10 protein-coding genes and 1 pseudogene are annotated in these 20,238 nt (G+C 67.1%); 4 read left to right on the top strand and 7 right to left on the bottom strand.

The window, feature by feature from the left end:
- Positions 1-42: 42 nt before the first annotated feature.
- Positions 43-279, top strand: coding sequence for a hypothetical protein (locus ACIBMZ_RS26670; protein WP_396698411.1), 237 nt, complete (start codon positions 43-45; stop codon positions 277-279).
- Between the two features lie 864 nt (positions 280-1,143).
- Here ACIBMZ_RS26670 and ACIBMZ_RS26665 read toward each other — a convergent pair.
- The 7 genes and pseudogenes from ACIBMZ_RS26665 to ACIBMZ_RS26635 all read right to left on the bottom strand — a co-directional run.
- A pseudogene (locus tag ACIBMZ_RS26665) lies at positions 1,144-1,719 on the bottom strand (serine protease); the annotation flags it as partial.
- A gap of 106 nt (positions 1,720-1,825) precedes the next feature.
- Complete coding sequence (locus ACIBMZ_RS26660; protein WP_396698356.1) at positions 1,826-2,176, bottom strand: CU044_2847 family protein; 351 nt, start codon at positions 2,174-2,176, stop codon at positions 1,826-1,828.
- Between the two features lie 591 nt (positions 2,177-2,767).
- Complete coding sequence (locus ACIBMZ_RS26655; protein ID WP_396698354.1) at positions 2,768-14,338, bottom strand: UvrD-helicase domain-containing protein; 11,571 nt, start codon at positions 14,336-14,338, stop codon at positions 2,768-2,770.
- Positions 14,339-14,427: 89 nt separating this feature from the next.
- On the bottom strand, positions 14,428-14,700 hold the full coding sequence (locus ACIBMZ_RS26650) for a hypothetical protein (RefSeq protein ID WP_396698352.1): 273 nt from the start codon (positions 14,698-14,700) through the stop codon (positions 14,428-14,430).
- 96 nt (positions 14,701-14,796) lie between these two features.
- Positions 14,797-16,002: a hypothetical protein gene (locus ACIBMZ_RS26645; RefSeq protein ID WP_396698350.1), complete on the bottom strand. Its 1,206-nt coding sequence runs from the start codon at positions 16,000-16,002 to the stop codon at positions 14,797-14,799.
- 60 nt (positions 16,003-16,062) lie between these two features.
- Entirely contained in the window at positions 16,063-17,112 is a 1,050-nt protein-coding gene (locus ACIBMZ_RS26640) for a M23 family metallopeptidase (RefSeq protein WP_396698348.1), read from the bottom strand.
- Positions 17,112-17,636 carry a hypothetical protein gene (locus tag ACIBMZ_RS26635; RefSeq protein ID WP_396698346.1) on the bottom strand — a complete coding sequence of 175 codons (525 nt, stop codon included), beginning with the start codon at positions 17,634-17,636 and terminating at the stop codon, positions 17,112-17,114. Before ACIBMZ_RS26635 ends, ACIBMZ_RS26640 begins: the two co-directional genes overlap by 1 nt.
- Before the next feature lie 143 nt (positions 17,637-17,779).
- On the opposite strand from ACIBMZ_RS26635, the gene ACIBMZ_RS26630 reads away from it, so the two are divergent.
- From ACIBMZ_RS26630 to ACIBMZ_RS26620, 3 genes are read left to right on the top strand one after another with little or no spacing between them, the layout of a single operon-like run.
- Positions 17,780-18,169, top strand: a complete 390-nt coding sequence (locus ACIBMZ_RS26630) for a hypothetical protein (RefSeq protein WP_396698344.1) — start codon at positions 17,780-17,782, stop codon at positions 18,167-18,169.
- Position 18,170: 1 nt separating this feature from the next.
- On the top strand, positions 18,171-18,902 hold the full coding sequence (locus ACIBMZ_RS26625) for a hypothetical protein (protein ID WP_396698342.1): 732 nt from the start codon (positions 18,171-18,173) through the stop codon (positions 18,900-18,902).
- Positions 18,903-18,909: 7 nt separating this feature from the next.
- Positions 18,910-20,238: a hypothetical protein gene (locus tag ACIBMZ_RS26620; protein ID WP_396698340.1), complete on the top strand. Its 1,329-nt coding sequence runs from the start codon at positions 18,910-18,912 to the stop codon at positions 20,236-20,238.

Below are 20,238 nucleotides of genomic sequence, written 5' to 3'. Positions count from 1 at the left end.
GCCTAGCAACTGCTCTCCTGCAGCGATTGCATCAACTCCATAGTGTTCGGTTACGGAATTGATCTGCTGACGGATTCCGCTGGGCAAGGCACTGTACTGACGCTCCAACAAAAGGTTCACAAAGGTGTCGTAGAGCTGGCTACGCCCTGTAGGGAAGAGCTGCTCAGGGTAGGCAATGTGAAGCTGACACAACATCACCGCCATGAGTGGGTTGCGGGCAAGCTCGTCGAGACCGGCTTCATTAATCTTGTCTACGAAACGATGTGCGGCCTGTTCTGACGATTGCTCTTCAAGATGCGCTAACCAACCTTCAGCGAAATTGAAAAGTTGCTCACCACTGAAGAGTAGAAGCTCGAATAGCGCAAGCTTAGGAAACATCCGTCGAGGTAACAGATTGTCAGGCCGACTGGTAATAATAAACTGTCGAACTCCACTGTCAGGCTCGTCAACCCACTCGTAAAGACGCCTAATGATGGCGACCCGCTGGTAAGAACTCATCACCTCATCAAGCCCGTCGACCAGCAGCAGCCAGGAGGCGTCGTTCGTAGGCGGCCTGTGGAAAAAATCTGCAGAATAACCCACTGCGAGCCCCACGCTGCTGAGATCCTCGTTCACGCTCTTAGCGATTGCTTCCGGCAGCGGCTTACCAGGAGTCAGATCTGCAGCCAGCACGTGCACTGGTATTTTCGAACTAAGGCCATCCTCGAACTTGCCTATTAGTGAACCAGTTGCGGTGCGAAGTAGGCTAGACTTGCCAGATCCGGCATCACCTAACACAATTGCGTTAGCCGCGCTATCGAATATTTCCTCCGCGCGGATGGCTTGCGTCGAATGATGCGACCCCACTTCTTCGGGGCTCTCGTTCGGCTCCACGAGTTGCTGGACGTATACTGCAGATAGTGGGGGCTGAGGAGTTTCCGGAAAGACTGCCGGATAGGGGTGAAGGGTGGTTGCCTTCTTAGCCACTCGCAGGTACTCACGAAGACGAGGCCCAGGGAAGCGCCAGCCTCCGGCAGCTATCTGCGCATCAGTAAGCCTGATAAGCCAGTTGTGGTATAACTGCGGAGTTCCTTGCAACAATCTGGCGCCATCAGCTCGATCGAGAATTTCGTCGGCCGAAATAAGGTGGGCGCTACCAGCGTTGTCCGACATGCACACAATACCACATATGGCACCGGTGCGCCTGTTGAGGACCGGGCTCCCACTATATCCGCTGCCTATCGGTACTCCGTAGAGTCGACCGAGGTCGAGATCACTCGCACCTTCTCGCAGCGACTCTCCTTGGTAGTCAAAGGAAGCCGCTTGGCCATTACGAAACTTTCCGACCGGGTATCCGTACGTCCACATGGGGTCGGAGGAGGCGGCGGCGCCTAAGAGCAAGACGGCATGCCTGTTTAGAGAACTTTCCTTCGCGGGTATCTTCAGAAAGGCCAGGTCAAGGCCGTCAGCGTTCCGAAAGTATTGACTGTGAGAGGTTTCGAGGGTTATGACCCGACGGCTTCCGGCGCGCCTCGCTGTAACTTCGGCGGGCAAGGAGTCAGGTGAAGTTCCTAGCACGTGTGCGCAAGTCACAATTGTATCGGCACCGATCAAGAAGCCTGTCCCGAAGCGCGCCTTACTCGCACCGTGAGGTGGGACATCAATCGCAACAGTCGCCAACTTAGTCAAGTACTCTAAGCTGTCTGGCGCATCGACATGCAACTTCGCAGGGTTGTCCATTCTTGTCGATCATCACCCCTACTCACGCTTTAAGTAGAACGAACTTCGCCGGATGGGCGTCACGTGGGCTACTAAGCTTCGGCACAGATCCTTATAGTCGCCTCGATTAACCAACCTCCGGTCGCGACCATTCAAGCATAACCTTGAATGACGATCTCGCACTCGCCTTACCAATTACCGCCACAAGCGAGCCGGAGTCTAAGGCGAACTCACATCCAAATTCAATGGCGATTTTTGATATTGCTTCATGCTGGAGTTTGTTAGAGAATTTTTGTGCGAGCTCCGCCACCGCATCTAACGCCCCGTCAAGAGAGGGGCGCTGCCCCGCAATTTCGACCTCGTCGCGCACATAAGGCCGCCGGCCAACCTCTTTACTTACCACGAATATCGTGTGATCGTCGAGCTGCACTTCAACGATTTGTTCATCGTCCCGTGAGGCATTACTGGACTCGATCAAGTTCCTCACCCTTCGTCGACATTTCACCAGCGAGATCGAGCAAGATCGTAGCGTTAGACCACAAGAGAGGAATCCTCCGTTGGCTCAGGGTGCCATCAGCATGGTGGATGGCAGCAACCGACCCGGTTGACCGGCAGGCGCACCAGTCGACGCCGCGCCTGCTGCGGCACCCGCGACGTCGTGATTAGTCTTCATGTTAGGCATCGGCTGTCCGAAGCAGGTTGGATGACGCGGATACGATCGCCATCGAGCTTGCCCTCAAGGCGTCACGATTGTCACCCTGATGCACCGAGTCGGGCTCGCCCCTGCTCGGCGGGCTCGTAGTCACCTGACAGTAATTCAGACCTGGGTGTATAGGGTGCAGCGGGCCTGCTTGGAGGGTGACTTGGGACGGGTGCGGCCCGTCGATGGTCAGGAAGTTGCTGAGACAACATGACACCCACAAGGACCACACGCGTATGTCACCATCGCTGATCGACGTGATTCGCCGGCACGCCCCTGCCCCGACCGACTCCCGGCCATCTGGTCGTAAGTCGCATGGGACTGTTGAAGGCCCTGGCGCGGTTCCTGATCCGCATCGTCGTTCATGGATCACCGACTGCCTACGAAACCCCTGGCTCGGTTCGCCGAGCCCGGCTTCGGCGGGGCGAAATGGGATGCTCTTGATGGTTTGGCCGTAGACGCACCCTGGGGCGAGGGTGCGCCGACTGGTGACTGCCAGCTGCGGCTGGAGGAGGCCTGGCGGCTCGGAAATAGGGCACCTCGCCCTACGTCAGCGATGCGTCTCCGCAGTTTCAATGATCGCGCCTGAGCTGCGCTTATGTAGTGAACGATCTTGCGTAGGAGGTTTCCGCGGGTGGTCGGGGGCGGCCATGGATCTGCCAGCGGTAGGTCGGTGTGGGCGGTGCGGTGACCGACGGCGATGCGGAGTTGGGGATTGGGTTCGCCGGTGGCGCCGAGGCTGATGTAGACGCCGTTGTAGGCGAGTCGGGCGCCGACTCCGCCGGTGCGGCGTACCCATTCGATCATCGTGTTGAACGCGTCGATGGCCTGGGCTGGGGTAAGTGGCTGGGGTGGCTGGCCGGGTCGGTGGAGGTACATGCCGGGGTGGTTGGTCGTTGCGGCGAGTTGTGTCCATCGTTCGTACATTGCCGCGCGGTCTTCCCACTGGCGGAGGTCGTCGGGTTCGCTGCGGGGCGGGGTGGGGCGATGGGTTGCGGGTCGTTCGGGAGTGGCCGTTGGGGTGGGCTGCCGGGTACGTGTGGTTCGGGTGGGCGGTGATGCTGGTTCCCGGCGGCTGGTGGAGCGAGGTTCGGCGGGCTGCTGCCGGTGTCCGCTGGGGGTTGGTGGCGGGGTTGGTTGTGGTGGGGCGAGGTGTGACGGCGCCTGGGCGTGGCGGGCTGCGGTGATCCGTGCGCGGATGTCGGTCCAGGTCGTTCTGGGTGGTTGGTAGTCGGGGGATGCGGTCTGGGCCTGGTCGATGAGCGCTTGGGCTGTGTCCAGGTCGCCAGCTTTGAAGGCGCGGTAGCTGGCCTTGGAGAGGTTCTGAGCCTGCTCGTTGCGTTGTTGTTGGCGCTGGTTGCGCTGCTCGTCGGTGAGGCGACCCGTGTGAAGGATCTCTGGGTGGGCGTCGAGGTGGGCTTCGACGGCTGCCATGACCTCGGCGAGGGAGTGTCCCTGGAGCTGTTGGAGGTGGCCCTCGGCGACGTACCGGATCGCGTCCTGCCGGCCGAAGGTAGAGCCGGTGACCTGTCCGTGCCAGTTTGCTGCCCAGTCTTCGGTGGCGTGGGCGATCCGGGCGGCTTCCACGGGGGTGAAGGGCGCGAACGGGTCGGCCGGTGCGGTGGCCGGCGTCGCGTCGTCGGCTGAGTCCTGTCGGGGCGTGGTCAGGTCTTCTGCTTCGTGGGTGGGGTTGGCGTGCAGCCGGTCACTGTTCGGAGGGCGCGCCGCGTTGTCGCCAGGGTCCTCTGCGTGCGGTGTGATCGGCGCCGGGGGCTCTTCAGCTGTCTGCTTCGTCTCCGGCAAGGCTGGCTGCGCGGACTGCCCGGCGGGCGAGGATTCGTCGTCGGCGGTTGTGGAGTCGTCTGCTGTGGCTGGGCTTGGTGGGGTTTCGGGGGCTGGTGTGGGGGGTTGGTGGTTGGCTGCTTCGGCCCGGATGAACTGGCGGTATTGATCCCAGGGTTCGATGTGTAGGTAGAGGGGCTCGGCTTCGTCGACGATGGCGAGGGCGGTGTCGTAGTCGCCTGTTTCGAGGGCTCTCTCGGCGCGGACGGACAGGTCTTGGGAGGCAGCGCGGTCGCGTTCGCGTAGCTCGTCCTGGCTCAGCGGTCGGCGGTGGAGGATGTCGGGGTGTTCGGCGATGTAGTCGGAGATCCATGTCCACTCCTCGTTGCTGGCGCCGCCGGGCACGTGGGTGGTGGCGACGTATCGGGCTGGGGAGTTGACGTATCCGTTGGTGTTCTGCGCGGTGTAGCGGGACGCGTGGTCCTCGATGGCCTTGATGAGTTGGGCTCGACGCGCTGGCGTTGGCCATGCCGAGGGCTCGGAGGTGTCGTCGGCAGGCTCGGGCGGGACGTCGCCGGTGGTGGCGAGGATGGGGACAGGGTCGGGTACTGGGGCGGCAGGCGCCGCAGCGGTTTCTGCGGTGGGGATCGGGTCGTGAGCGGCCGGCGGCGAATCGGCCTGTTCCTGGGTGGGCTCGGTGGTGGCTGCCGCAGGGTTCGTGCCGGATTCTGGCCGCGGCGTCTCGCGAGCGCTGTGATCGACAGCGCTATCCTCCGCTGATAGGGCTGATACGTCGACGTTTTCCGGGTCGAGGTTGACGGGCTTCGGTAGCGCGGTGGTGGAGGCGGGCTGAGGTAGGTCGTTGGGAAGTTGGGCGGCAAGCCAGGTGCGCTCGTCGGCGTTGAGTGGGCGCCGTGTGTTTGGGCTGCGCCAGTCTTTGGCGTAGTACCACTCGTCAGTGGTGGGATCGACGAAGGCGTACGCGGAACCTGAGTCCTCCACGACCTTGATCCAGCGTTTGCCGCGCTCGACGCGGAAGGTGCTGTTCACCGACGTGTATCGGGTCATGACGGCTACTGGCGTTGAGCCTGGTCTCAGGTTCGGCGGGTCGTCTTGGGCGACAGCGGGCTCCGGTGGCTCCTCATCGGTCCCGGACTGGTGCGAGTCGGCGGATGAGGGCGGATGCTCGCCTTCCTCCGCACCTTGAACTGGCTCCGGGTGATCGTCCTCGGGTGTCGGCGGGCCACCGGCCTGTTCGCGGGCTGGTTCATGCAGCGGCGTCGCCGGGGTCTGGTGGTGCTCCTGTTCATCTTTGGTGGTGGCCGTGTTGTCGGTAGGCGGGACCGTCGCGAACAGGTCGAGTTGCTGCGGCGCTGCCTCGGCGGCGGTTTGGGTGGCGGGGGTTCGGCCGGTGTCCGGTGTCGCCGCAGTTGGTGGGGAGCCGGCGAGGTTCTGGATCCAGTCCAGTGATCCGAGGTCGAGGCGTTCTTTGGCTCGGGTGGCGGTGACGTACGCCAGGCGCAGCATCTCGGCGGCGGGCAGAACGACTTCTCCGGTCTCGGTGCTCTCCTGCGGTTGTGGAAAGTCGTCGGCGATCCGGACGTGGGGCCACTCACGGCCCTTGGATTTGTGGGCGGTGCTGACGATGACGTCGTATGCGGGTTTGCCGTGGTCGTCGGTCCGCTCCTCGGGGACGAGTTCCTTGGCCATGTAGATCAGTTCGTCGGCGCCACGGCGGTCGACGAGGCGGACGAAGGCTCGCAGGGACTGCGCGTCCTCGTCCGACTCGACGTACTCGCGCACTTCGCCCCAGTGAGCGAAGCCGGACAGTTCGGGGTGCGTGGTGGGGCGGCCGGCTTGGAGATCTTTGGCGGCTTTGGCGATGTCCTCGATGGTGCGTCCACCGCCGACGAGGGCCACGGTGCGGCCGGCGTCGAACGACTCGTACACGGCGGCGACCGCCCCGGCGTTGGTCCAGGCGAGAATCGCGTCTGGCTCGGTGACGGGTCCGATGGTGGAGGTGAGGGCGGGGTTGCCGACCAGGCGCCAGGTGGAGTCGAGCAGCGCGAGGAACTGGTTGCCGATGTCGGCGACCGCAGGCCCGAACCGCCAACTCTGGGTCAACGGAAGGACCACGTCCGCCGGCCAGCCCCGCAGGGCGTCCACCGCACCTCGGAAGCCGTAGATCGACTGGTTGGAGTCGCCCACGACGACCTTCTGCACCGGCTGGTCGTTGATGACCTTCGCTAGGACCGGCGAGATGTCTTGGGCCTCGTCGAAGAAGATCACGTCGTAGGGCAGACGGGGCCTGCCCAGTGCCCAGACCTTGACGTAGTCGTCGTGGTCCATGCGCAGGCGGCCGTCGGGACTGGTGAGGTCGGCCCATGCCTGCTCGGCGAGTACGAGGACGGCGGCGGCGACCGTGTGCGCCTCGGGCTGCCGGAGGGTGTCGGGCAGGTGCTGTGGCCTGATGGTGTCGTCGGCGCTCTCGCGGAACTTGCGGACGGCGGCCATGACGAACTTGGCCACTGCTTCGGGAGCGAGGGCCTGTGGACCCAAGGGTTCGGTGATGCCGAGGGTGTCGGCCCATTCCTCGGGCCACCGGGCGCCTTCGCTGCGTGGTCCGACCTTGGCGACCTTGTCGCGTAGTGGCGTGTGGTGGAGTCCGGCGCGGGCGTAGGCGTGGGAGGTGTCTGCGGTGACGTGGCGGGGGAACTTCCGTTGCGCCTCGTCGGCGATGCTTCGGTTGAAGGCGATGTAGGCGATGCGCCGGGTGTCGAGGCGGGCCAGCATCAACAGGGTGCTGGTCTTGCCGGTGCCGGCCAGGGCTTGCACGACGATCGTCTTGCCCTGCTGATAGGCGTCGAGGATGCGCTGCTGCTGCTCAGTGGGGGTGATCTGTGGCAGCGGGGCGTCGCCGGCCTGCTCCGCGTCATCGTGTTCCTGCAACCAGGTGGTGATGTCGTCGAGCGCACGGTCACGGTCGGCGCGGCGCCCGAAGTATCGCCATCGGCCGTCGACGTAGCGGAACCGGTGGCCCTTCAGGACGGAACGCAGGCCGTCCTCCTGTGGGCCTCCCCGCGTTCCGGTGATGGTGATACCGGCGTCGTCGACGGTGATCTGGATACGGCTGCTCCAGGTGTCGCGGAGCAGGTACGGGTCGGGGTCGGGGCGTAGTGCCGGCTCGCCCGCCGGCAGTTCGTCAGCCGGCGGCTCGGCTACGGCAGCGGGAGACCGAGGTGTGTCGGTGACGGCTGGCCCGGTTGGCTGTTGGGTGTCGTCGACAGCCTGCACGACGGGTGAACTCGGTGAGGACGGTGTGGCCGTAGAGGGTGGCTCGCCACTGGAGGCTATGTCTTTCGACGCGAGGGGCTGGACTGGTGGTAGGGGCGGGGTGGCTGACGTGGGGAAGATGCGCTGCCAGGTTTTGGAGTTGGCGGCGGTGGCCACCAGGTTCGCGGCGAGGGTGGACGAGATTCGGGCGAGGTCGTGCAGCATCGCCAAGACAGGGTCAACGCCGGGCCGGTCCCGTGCTGCGCGTACGGCACGGGACTGGCGTGCCAGTTGTACGGACAGGTCAAGCAGTGCGTGCGGATCGCTGTCGACGGTGAGTGTCTTGAACTCGTCGATGGTGGCCGCGAGCTTCTTCTCGGCCTGGTACTGCCCGGCGGGCGACTGGGTCATGGACTTCCAGCGGGGCAGGCGGACGACCTGATTTGCCGCCGTCTTGGTGCTACGCAGTGGTCCCCGGATGCGGTTGCGGCTCGTGTAGGGGGTGCCGCCGGGGAAGGCTGCCGTAATGTCGCGGTCGAGGGGTGGAGGTCCGCCGGTTGGGCGGGTCGTGCCGCCATCCGCGGCATCAGCAGCCGGCGGGGCGTCGTCGGTGGGCGGCTGTGGGTCGATGGCTTTCGGGGCTTCGGCGCGCTCAGGTGGGGCTGGGGCCGGCGCGACGGAAGAATCGGTGTCATGGCCCGATTTGTGGGGCACGGTGGGTGTTGGCGGTTCCGGTTCGGTGTGCGGCAGCGATGGGCTCTGGTCTGCCTGTGGGGCTGGTTCCGCAGCTACAGCGGTCGCTCGGGTGTCTGCCCTCCAGCCGGGCAGGTTTGCCTCACGGGCTGGTTTGGGAGTCCAGTGCAGGTCCCGCTCAACGATCAGTAGACCCCGGTTGGCGCGGATCTTTTCGAGTTCGACCAGGCTGACGTAGCCCCATTCCGTGTTCTGGTCGTCGCCGTTGGCGCAGAGGTAGCCGAAGCCCAGGCCGGTCTTCGGGTCGTACTCGGCCAGCCACCAGTCGCTACTCGGGCTGAAGTAGTGCAAGAAGATCGTCTTGTCGCCGGGAGATTGCCGTTCGGTGGCATACAGCGGTGGCACTGGGAGGTCGGCAGGCGGGTAGAACGCGTGCCCACGTCGAACCCGCTGTGTCTCCGGAGGTATGCCGTTCGCCTGGTCCTGCTGCTCTGGCCGGTTCTCGTCGTCATTGATGGAAGGAGCACGCGTTGCGCCCTGGTCGTGCGGCGGCTCCGGTTCGATTGGCGGCTGCTGGTGCGACGGCGGTTGATCGTTGCTGTCCGGGATGTCGGCGGTCGTGGGCTCTGTCTGCCGATCCGGCGTCAGCTGCCCTGATGTGCGACCAGCGTGAGCAGCATCGTGCGGTGCCGCGCCGCCGGTCGTGTGCTCACCGTGGGCGGTCACCGGCGAAGCGGGTGGTGCCTCGTTCGTGTCGGTGGAGCCTTCGGCTGACTGCGGGGCCGGCTGCGCAGCCTGCCTGGCGGGGTTGGTGGGCTTCTGGTCGGTGCTGGCGTCGGCGTGGGTTTCGCTGTCACGAGGCGCGTTGTCGTGGTGTACCCGATGCCGCACCTGCTCGCCGAGGGTTTGTTCGAGCTGGCGCACGACGCGAGAGTCGGCGAGGTAGGCGCGGGCCAGTTCGTTGTTCGGGTCGGTGTCGAACGTAGCCATCATCTGGTCGTTGAGCCAGGGCGCGATCACGTGGACGAAATTGTCCAGATCGTTGACGTGGGCCGCCTGCCGCAGCCGGTCATCGTCGCAGGCGCGAGCCAGCAGAGCGGCAACGTGAGGATGGTCAGCGCCGAGGGCTTCCTGAGCCTCGTCGGACTCCTGGCCATCCAAATTGCCGAAAGTGGCTCCACCGGACTGGGAGGTGACGCGCTCCGGAAGGCCGGGCGCGTCGGGCTCGCGAGCGGATGCCGTGGGTGCGGCGGTGCCCCCTACGGCCGGGACCTGTGCTGGGGCGTGCAGGTTCGCGTCGTGCCGGGTGGTCGGCGCGGAGGCGACCGAGGTTGACGGCGGGTGATGGTCGACCGGGTCAGGTACGGGCTCGACGTCAGTGGCAGGGGTGGCGTCAAGGATTTTCAGCTCTGCCTGAAGTTCTCGCAGCCGGGCCGCGTTGTGGTCAAGGTCGTCTTGACGCGGAAAGGGCTGACCGACACGGCTTTCTGCCTGCTCGATGTTGATGCGTAGGCGTGCGATGTGGTCGGCGTCGCGCTGGCGGACGGTGTCGACGTTGGTCAGCCGGTTCTCGATCTTGCGGATGAGTCCGGTGGGGTCCTGGTCGGGTAGGTCTTTGACGTCGAGCCAGAGCATCCCCTCGGGTACCTCGTGAAGGGTGATCGTGGCGATGGTGGAGCCGATGACGGGGTATTCGATGAGGGCGCTGAGCGGAAACGGGCCCAACGTGCCGAGTTCGAGGTGTTTCTTGCCGCCTCGGGACAGGTTGCGGGCGGCGGCGTGCAGGCCACCGATGAGCGCGGCGCCTGCGTCGGCACGTCGCTCGTAGGTGCGGTCGGCGAGGGTGATGGAGAACGCGTCGCCGCGTAGGTCGGGACGGCGGGCGATGACGTGGTCCGCCTGCTGGAGTCTGTGTTCAAGGTCGGTGATGGTGCGGCGGCTTTGGGCGATGGTGGTCTTGAAGGTGAACTGCTCGTTGTGCCAGATGCGCCGCTCCAGTTCCAGGGCGCTGAAGGTTTCTTCGACTCGGGCGAGTTCGAGGAGTTCGGGTCGTCCGGCGCCGACGGCGAACATGACGGCGGGTTCGATCCGTCCGCCGGTGTCGTCCTCGGCGGCGTCGATGGTGCGGGCGGTGTTGTTCGCGTCGAGGATCTGGTCGGTGAACTTGGCTTTGGTGTCGACCTTCTGCCAGAAAAACGGATCGTAGGAGTTCTCGGTGACCAGGAAGATGTGGTGGATGGCGGGGTTGGCGTTGCCCTGCCGTTGGCCGCGTCCCAGGCTCTGCGTGATCGGGGTCAGCTTCCAGGTGGGGTCCATCTGGATGATGGCGATGACCCGGCGTTGGATGTTGACGCCGGTGCCGAGTTTGGCGCGGCTGCCGACGAGGACGGAGATCTTTCCGTCGCGGGCGTCCTGCTGGAGCAGGGCCTTTCGCCGTTGGTCTTTCGCTTCCTGAGCGAAACGGATCTCCGCGGCGGGGACTCCTCGGCTGACGAGTTTGTCACGCAGTTCCTCGTAGACGTTCCAGCCGTCCTTGGGCACGCCGAGGTCGCAGAAGACGAGGATGAGGCTGCCTCGGCGGGGCTCGGGCTCGCCGTTCGCGTCGAAGTAGACATCGTCCTTGTGGTCGGACCAGATGTCGGCGATCCGGTCGGCGGTGACGTCGATCTTCTGGGGTTGGCGGGTGGAGCTGCCGACGAGGCGCAGGTCCAGCGATCCGGCCCGACCGTCGTTGGAGATCCACAGGATGTTGTCTTCCTTCATCTCCCCGTTCACGGTGAGGCGCAGCGGTGGCCGGCCGCCGCCGGTGACCGCGCGGGCGCGCATCGCGAGTCCGGCCATGTGGGCGCGAAGTTGCGGCGAGGCGGGGACGGTGAGGATCTCCTGTTGGCCACCGATGATGGTCGGCTCGCCCAGCTTGAGGTCTTTCTTGGTCTTGATGTCCGCGTAGCTGAACAGGAGTCGTTGCAGCTCGGGGATGTTCACGAAGCGGGCGTAGCGGGTCTTGGACTCGAACCGGCTGCCGTCGGCGGTCATCTCCACCCGGCGTCGGGGTTGGATGAAGGTGGCGTGGAACTGGTCGTCTTCCTCGATGCCGGCGTCGGCCAGTAGCTCGGGGGCGGCGTACTTGGTCATGGTCATGATCTCGGCTGGGGAGTTGTCCAGCGGTGTCGCCGTGGCGAGGGTGACCACCCGGCGGCCGTAGGTGCGGCGTAGGTAGCCGAGCTTCATATCGAGGTCGGCGGTGATCTGGTTGCCCTTGTGGGCCAGCTCGGTGATGGACGAGATCACGCGCAGGTTCTTGTAGACGTGCGCTTCGTCGATGAACAGGTAGCCGATGCCGGTGCGCTCGAACTCAACGCCCGCGTCGCTGGGCTTGGCGAGCAGTTCCTTGATCTCTTCCTTTAGGTTTTCGACCTGCTTCTCGATGTCCTTGACGGTGAACCTGTCCGCGTCTTCGGCGTTGGTCAGGTGCGCCTGGAGGCGGTCGAGTTGGGCGTTCATGTAGTCGACCTGGACGGCTTTGCTGACCGGGATCTTCTTGAAGGCGTTGTGGGACAGGATGATCGCGTCCCAGGTGCCCGTCGAGCAGCGGGCTACGAACTGTCGCCGCTTGTCGCCGCGGAGGTCGTCGGAATCCGCCGCGAGGATCCGGGCCCGGGGGTAGGCGCGCAGGAACTCGCGTTGGAACTGGCCGAGGACGTCCTTGGGGACGACGTAGGCGGGCTTGCTGACCAGTCCGAGGCGGACGAGTTCCATCCCGCCCACGATCATCTCCAGCGTCTTGCCGGCGCCGGTGCCGTGATACAGGCCGACGCCAGCGGTGTTGCGGATGCGGGCGACGGCCGCCATCTGGTGCGGGAGCAGACGGTATGCGGCGGAGGACATGCCGGGCGCGGTGACGATCTCTCCGTCGAAGGACTGCGGGACGAGAGCGTTGAACCGGTCGTTGTAGGTCGCGCTGAGGGCGGCGGAACGCTGCGGTTCTTCCCACAGCCAGGCACGGAACCGGGCGTCGAGTTGCTGCGCTTTGGCCTGGGCGAACGCGGTGGCCTCGGTGTCCTTGACCGTGGCCTTCTTGCCGCCACCGACGTCTTTGGTCTTGGTGACCTCGATGGCCTGGCTGTTGAGCAGGTTCGCCGCGATGTCCTGGGCGCAACGGGCCTTCGTGCCCCAGACCGTGTGGGCGAGGACGGTGTCTTTGCTGCCCCCGCTGACCGACCAGCGGGCGCCGATGTTGCTGACGGTTATCCGCTCGTCTTCCAGGATCTCGCGGAGGAACTGCTGGACGTAGCGGGCGTCGATCCACGGGGAGCCGAGGCGGGCCTCGATCTCGCCGGGTGTCAGGTCCCGGGGTACCACCCGACGGAGGGCCTCGACGTTGGTGGCGAACCGCGCGTCGGTCTGCGCGGCGGCGTGGGCGGCGGCGAGTTTGCGGCGCACGTTGCCGGACAGGTACTCCGCCTTGCGGATGAGCTGTCCGGTGCCGGGCTCTTCGTAGACCAAGTCGCCCAGTGCCTCGCGGGCCTGCTCTTCGTTGTCGAGGTCGAGCAGCGCGGCGATGTGGTCGAGGCGGATCTCGTTGTACGTGTCCCAGCAGATGACGAGGGCGTCGTCCGGGGATTCCGCGCGGGTGATCGGTGACGGGGGGACGACGACGCGGGTGTGGAAGACGTCGGCTTTGGTGCTGTCCTGTGTCTCGTCGTCGAAGTCCTCCAGCGCGCTGACGTACGGCCAGAACGGGTCAGAGCGGAAGCCGCCCATCGGCGGGTACCGGCGTTGTTCGCTCTCGACCTGCTGGCCGGTCTTGGCGTCGCGGCGGGTGCTGGTGGAGGACTTGTACCGGTTGATGTGGCCGTACAGGGAGACGTAGGTGTCGTAGGAGCGGTTGAGGTCGGTGCGCAGGGTGGCCATCGTGGGGGTGTCTTCGCGATGCGCGGCCTCTTCGTCGAGCAGCGCGACCACGGTGGCGCGGAGCCGGATCAGCGCCCGCAGTTCCGCGAGCTGGGTCTTGGGCGGGTCATGGCAGGCGGGCCGTCCGTTGATGATCTGGGTGACCCGTCCGTCGCCGAGGTCCTCGAAGAGACCTTCCTGCCGTTGGAGTTCGCCGTGGAACACGATGTCGGGCTGGTTCTCGACGGCCGCAGCGGCGGGGGTGACGACGAGGCCGCGGGTACGCGCATCGGTGGTGATGTGGCGCAGCGCGTCGATGAGCGCGTCGTCGGTCGGCCCGGTGCACCGCACGGTGAGTGCGGGTCCGGTGCGGCTGGTGTCGACGACGATGTCGCCGAGGACCAGCTCGGGGTGGGCGAGGAAATATTCGTTGACGGGGATGTTGGCCGCCTCGATGCCGTCGCGGGCGCCGGGCAGGACGGTTGGCTGCGCGGTCAGCCAGGTCGCGGGTGTGGGGGTGGCGTCCGGTGGGCGGCGACGCAGGATCAGTAGGTCGGTGACGACCTCGGTGCCGGCCGCGACGGCGTGTGCCGTGGCGGGCAGCCGGACGGCGCCGACGAGGTCAGCGAGGTCCGCCATCTGTGCACGGGCTTGGTGGTGGGCGGTGTCGGTGCCGTCCATGGTGTAGCGGGAGGTGATCAGGGCGACGACACCGCCGGGCCGCACAAGGTGCAGGGCCTTGAGGATGAAGTGATTGTGGATGGAGTGTCGACGGTCGGGGTTGTACTGCGGGTCGTGGGGCCTGTGGCTGCCGAAGGGCACGTTGCCAATGGCGGCGTCGAAGGTGTGTTCGCTGATGCGGGTGTCGGCGAACGACTCAGCGAGGATCTGAGCGTCCGGGTAGAGCGCCTGGGCGATCTGTGCGGTGGTGGGGTCCAGTTCCACGCCGACCATCTGGACGCCGTCGGGTGCCAGGCCGATCATGTTGCCGCTGCCGCAGCCGGGTTCGAGTACCCGCCCGCTGGTCAGGCCAAGGTCGCGAAGGGCGTCCCACATTGCTTGGGCGTAGGACGCGTCGGTGTAGTGCGCGTTCAGTGTTGTCGTGCGGGCGGCTTGGTAGCCGTCGTCGCCGAGCAGGTCCCGCAGCTCGGCGCGTTCGGCGGCGAATCGGTGGGCGTACTTGTCCCGCTCGTCGAACAGTTGCGGCGTGGCGCCCCAGCCGGACCATCGGGCAAGCAGTTGTTGCTCGTCCGGGGTGGCGGGCCGCTGCTCGGCGTGCAGGGCACGCAGGATCCGCACGGCGACGAGGTTGGCGTCGACTCGTGCGCGTTCTCCCGACGGCGCGAGGTCGTGCTGACCTGTGGGCCGGAACCGAGGGCGGGCGGAATCTAGTCGGTCTGGTCGGGCTCCAGGTAGACCATCGTCCGCATCACGTGGCTCTCCGCCGTGTGCCGGGCGGTGTTGAGCCGCTGGAGGCGGCTCAGGTAGCTCTCCCCTGCCGGGGGTTCGCCGGCGAGCGTTCGTGTCGTCGTCTCGATCGCCTCGGCGATGTCCTGGCCCAGTTGGGTGAAGAACGCCTCCGGGTCCTCCAGGTCCCGAACCCGGTCCGGCCAGGTCCGCGTCCAGTGCTCCTTGGCTTGGGCTGCGTACAGCTGCGACATCCGTGGGCTCCTCCGCTGCGTGGTCAGAGTGTGGCGCGGCCACCGGGTCGTGCGTCAAATCGGCGGTGGAGATTTCTCGTCGGCCATCCGGGCGGGTCATCGTGTCTGGCCTGGGCTGGGTGGGAACCGGTACGGCGGATCGGTCCGGTGTCCGTTGGCGATGGGAGGGCTCGGTCGGGTGGCGACCGTCAGCGGTGCGAACGCCAAGCGTGTCGCGGGTGATCGGCCAGGTTGCTGCGCCGCGGCGGTCGCGGATCGGTCTTCCTGGTCGGGTGCCGGCGCTGGCAGGGGGAAGGCGACGAGTGGTGAGAGGTCCGGTGGGCTTTGGTAGTCGGGGTGGGAGATGCGGCGGAGTCCGTCCGCGTTCGCTGCCCATCGCGCGTCGACCTCGGCGGTGCGCAGCCACTCGTACCCGTTGCGCCCGTCGATCAGCAGGGACTGCTGGATGTACTCGGGTATGACGTTGTTGACCCGGTCGAGGACGTTGCCGGCGAGTGACCAGCTTCCGGCGTCGTGGCCTTGGCGCAAGCCGTGCACGTATCCCACGCGGACGGCTGCGGCGAGGCGCCCGGCCTCGGTGTCGTCGGTCCAGTCCCCGAGCGCGGTGCGGTAGTCCGTGTCCTGTGGGCCTCGGTCGGGGCCTTCGTCACGTAGGACCGGTGCGGCCAGGGTCGCGTCTTTGGTCGCCTGGTACGCCACGGCGAGCAGGTCCAGTGCCCGCAGGCTCATCGGCGCGCGGGCCGGCGGTGACGGGGCGAGGTCTTCGAGGACCTGGGTGACGTCGCGCTGTTCCAGCCCAGCCAGCAACGTGGCGGCGTGGAGCATCGCCAGCTCGTGATCCGCGTGGTGGGCGTGCGGCACGGCGACCGTCGGCCGGGGCGTGCTTGCGGTGATCGAGCCCTTGGCCGTGTAGAGGTCGGCGTTCTGTTGTGTCGCGGTGTGCTGCCAGCCGGCTTGGGTCAGGTAGCCGCTGAGGCGGTGTGGCTCCACGCGGGCGGCGTGCAGCCAGGTGGCGACCAGCCGGTGGATGCTGGGCATCCCGGGCTGGGGCGGCTCCGCGCGGCGCAGGATCGTGGAGGCCAGGAAGGCGCCGGTGATCTGCTGACCACGCTGGACGCCGGCCCGCTGGCCCGGTCCCCATGCGGCGTCGACGACTGCGCGCATCGCGGCGACCTGCATGAGGCTGGTGTCGCGGTGCGCGTTCCAGGCCGCCGACGCCGCTGCCGCCAAGTCGTGAATTGGTGCGCCCATCAGGCGAGGGGTCATCGCCTGGAGCGCTGCGGTGGCGGTGTGCTGGTCCATCACGCTCTCCTCGGGATGGTCAGGGGTGGTACGTCGGCCGCGCGGTGAGGTGCGGATTTGCTACAGCTCGACGCCGACGCCCCGGAGGAACGGGACCGGGTCGATGGTGGTGGCGTTCGAGATCGGCGGTGCGGGTTGATGCACCTGGAAGTGCAGGTGCGGGCCGCTGGAGTGACCGGTGGAGCCGACCTGCCCGATGTGCTGGCCGGCGGTGACGCGGTCGCCGACGCGCACGCTGAGGGAGCTGGCGTGGCAGTAGGTGGTGCCGACCCCGTCGCCGTGGTCGATCTCGACCGCCAGGCCGCATCCGGGGACATTGAACGAACCGGGCCGGTCGCAGAACGGGCTCGTGCATTGCGCGCTGGTGACGGTGCCTGCGGCGGCGGCGAGGATCGGGGTGCCGGTGGGCGCGGCGAGGTCGATCCCGCGGTGCATCCGCCCCCACCGCATGCCGTAGGGAGACACGAACGCGTAGCTGTCCTTCGGCAGGGGCAGGTGCCAGGGTCCGCCTGCGCTGACGGTGCAGGTGATCCCGAGTCGAGCGGTGATCAGGTCGACGAGGTGCTGTGCCTCGGACTGCCATTTGGCGTACGCGTCGGGGTACGCGGATATCTGCACGGCTTGGGCGGCGGCGGTGAGCGACATGCTCTGCCAGCCGGGAACGTGCAGCAGCTTCTCGTAGAACTTCGTCGCCGCGTACCGGGGGTCAAGGATCTGCTCGGGGCTGCCCCACCCCTGGCTGGGGCGCTGCTGGAACAACCCGAGGCTGTCGCGGTCACCGCGCGGGAGATTCCGCAGCGACGACTCCTGCATGGCGGTGGCCACGGCGATGACCCAGCCGAAGCCGGGCATGTTGAGGTGCGCGCCGACGTCGACGATGACGGCGGCGTTGCTGACCTGCTCGCTGTCCCATGACCCTTCGGCAGGCCAGGCCGGCGCCGGGGTGGCGGCGGGTGTGGCAGCCGGCAGGCCAGACGAGGCGACGGGTCTGCTGGTGCAGGCGTAGGACGGCGCAGACATCACGACGGCGGTGACGACAACGAGGGCCAGCGGGACGAGCACGACGACGGTGACGGCCAGCACCAGGAGGCTGCGGGTCTTGGCAGGCATCACGACCTCGCCGGGACCAGGTCGTAATACCTCACCCGCCAGCCCGAGTCGGTGCGGCGCAGAGTGCAGTAGACCGTGGTGTGCTCGGTCCATCCCCGCCAGCCGTTGACGCCGACGGGTGTGACCGTGGCCCGCTGGGCGCGGTACGCCTCGACGCTGCTGTCCGGCGGTTGATGGATGTCGGCGTGCGCCGACTGCTCGACCGTCAGGCGGGCACGGTTGGCCGTCCAGGTCGCCCAGCGTCCATCGTGCCGCGTGGCCTGGCTCTGGGCGGCGAGCGCACCGTCCATGAACGCGCTGGCTCGTTGGTAGGCCGCTCCGGGTCCCGCGTCACGGCGCGTGTCCGCGCTGAACAGTGCGGACACCAACGCGCGGCACACCTGTCCGGGGTCGGTGTAGTCGATTCCGGCCGCTGGAGGCGGCTCCTGCACAGCGGCGTGGTGGCTCGGCGGGGTCTGGCTCGGTGCGCTTGCGCTGTCGCCGTTCGGGTCGGGTTGCCGTCCGCAGCCGGCGACGAGCGTCATGACGGCGAGCGTCAGCACGGCTGCCGGTGTCCGGTGTCCTGTTCGCGCATACATGCCCCGACGCTCGCCGGTCACCGATGGCGTTACCGCTGCCACACCTGGCGGGAGAGGTGGTAGCGCCGCCGTCAACGGCGGCGGTAACGGTGCCGTCAGCCCTGGGCGATCAGCGTCGTCGGCAGACGCGCATCCCGCGCGTCGTCACCTCGGACTCGGAGGACGACGTGCTCACTCACTACCTCACCGTGGCCGCCGACATCGTCGTCGCGGCCCCCACGCCGGACCCAGTCATTCCGAACCCGGCCCCGGTGGCGCCCGACGGCCTCGGCGAGCTGGGCAACCTGTTCATCGGCTGGATGAAATGGATCTTGGTTGTTGGTGGCGTTGGTGGCCTGCTGGCGTGCGGGATCATGATGGCCGTCGGTCGGCGCAACCGCAGTTCCTTTGCCGCCGACGGTGCCGCCGGGATCCCGTGGGTGCTCGGCGGGCTCACTCTTGGTGCCGTCGCCGCGCTGATCGTCGGGGCGGTGATGTGACGTGACCGAGGATGTGATCGCGCGTGCCCGCCGCACGACAACCCGTCGGCTGACCGCCGCCAGTGTCGTTGTCGCGGCTCTGATGCTCGCCGCCGCCGTGGTTGTCTTCGTCACCCGCGAGAAGGCCACTCCGGCGCTGTCGCCGGTCCCGGCCCCGCATGCCGCTCCCGGTGGAGTCGAAGCCGATCTATCGGCCGATCTGCGGTGGGTCGACGTGGCGGGCGTCGTGGTGCCGGTATCGGCATTGTGTGGCCCGTTCGATGCCTCGTCCGGGCTGGCGCGGGGGTTTTCCCACGATCGTGGTGGTGCGGTTCTCGCCGCCGTGCACATCGTGGCCCGGGTAGCGCCTCAGGTCGGCGCGGACATCTTCCACCCGACGTTCGACGCGCAGGTCGTCGGTCCCGATGCTGCGGCGATGCGGGCGCGGGTGGCGCAGGAGTACGACGAGCTGCGCGGCCCGGCGCGAGCCCGCTACGGCGGACCGGTCGGTGATCTGCACGCGGCGCTGCGCGGCTACCGGATCACGGCGTATGAGCCGGGTGAGGCGGCGGTGGAACTGCTGACGGAGTCGGCCACCGACGCTGGTCGGCGCGTTCTGGCCGCCTCTGCGGTCCGGGTGAGCTGGACCGGGTCGGACTGGGCGCTGATCGCCCCGGCGGGTGGCAGCTTCGACGGCAGCGTGTGGCTGGTCACCGATGTCAGCGGGTTCACGGTGTTCCCGGGCGGCAGGTGAGTCAGCGATGTGTAACCCGTTCATGCCGATCACCTGTCCCGGTGTGATCGCCGGGGGCGCCGCCGTCGTCACTGCCCCGGGGCAGATCCGCGACTCCATGGTCGACCAGGTCGTCAGTGGGCTCGCTGGGGCGGTCGAGGAGGCGGTCACGTGGATGGTGACGGTCCTGGCGTCATGGCTGCTGGTGCCGAGCACCAACCTGTGCCCGGCAGGTACCGCTCCTAGTGACTGGGTCGCCCAGTGCAACACCGCCGACGGGCCGGCACAGCAGCTCCGTGGCTACCTGCTGCCGATCACGGTCCTGGTGTTGGTGGCCGGGCTGGTGTGGCAGGGCATCACGATGACCATTACGCGCAAGGGTGAGCCGCTGCTCCAGGCCGTGCGAGGTGTCTGGACGGCTGGCCTGTGGGGTGCCGTCGGTATCGCCGGCACCCACATGGTCCTCAAGGCCGGCGACAGCTACGCCCATTGGCTGCTGAACGAGGCGGTGCTGAAGGACTCGACGCAACCACCGAACGAGGCGATGAGCGCGGCGATGGCCGCGGTGCTGCTACCTGCGGTGGCGACCGCGCCGTTCATCACGCTCGTCGTGGGCATGGTGGTGCTGCTGGCGACTCTGCTGCAAACGATCCTGATGGTGTTCCGCGAGGGCTCCGTCGTCGTTCTCGCCGGCCTCCTGCAACTCGCGGCGGCCGGCAAGGTCACCCAGGGAACCTCGTCGTGGCTGCCCAAGGTGCTGTCGTGGGCGCTGACGCTCGCGACGTACAAGGCTGCGGCGGCAACCGTCTACGCCACCTCGTTCACGATGATGGGCGGCAACGGCCGCGACTTCATCATGGGCCTGGCGATGCTGCTGCTGTCGATCATCGCTTTGCCGGCGATGGCCAAGTTCTTCCAACTGTTCACCGGAACACTCAGTTCCGGCGGTGGCAACAGCATCGGGATGCTCGGCGCCGGTATGGCGGCGGGGCTGCACGCGGCGTCGTCCCTGCGGGCGGTCGGTGGCAGCAGCGCGTCCGACCATGCCCGCTACATCGACACCGCCCTTCCCCGGTCTGGTGAGCACGGCCCGACCGGCGCGGTAGCCGCTCCTCCGTCCACACCTGCCGCGACGGTGACCAACGGCCACGTCACCCCGGCCGCCAGTAGCGCGGCGACGACCACCCCGGCCAGCGCGGGAACAACCACCGGGTCGGGCGGCGCGGCAGCGGCGGGCGCCGCAACGGGTCCGGCAGCGCCGATCGTCATCGCCGGAGTGGCAGCGGCGCAGGCAGGCGCGCAGGCCGCCAAGTCCGCAGCGAACACCACCAGCGCGACGATGCAGGAAGGACGCTGA

The organism is Micromonospora sp. NPDC049900, assembly GCF_044461025.1.
GTDB lineage: Bacteria > Actinomycetota > Actinomycetes > Mycobacteriales > Micromonosporaceae > Micromonospora.
This window is presented reverse-complemented; position numbering and strand designations above follow the sequence as displayed.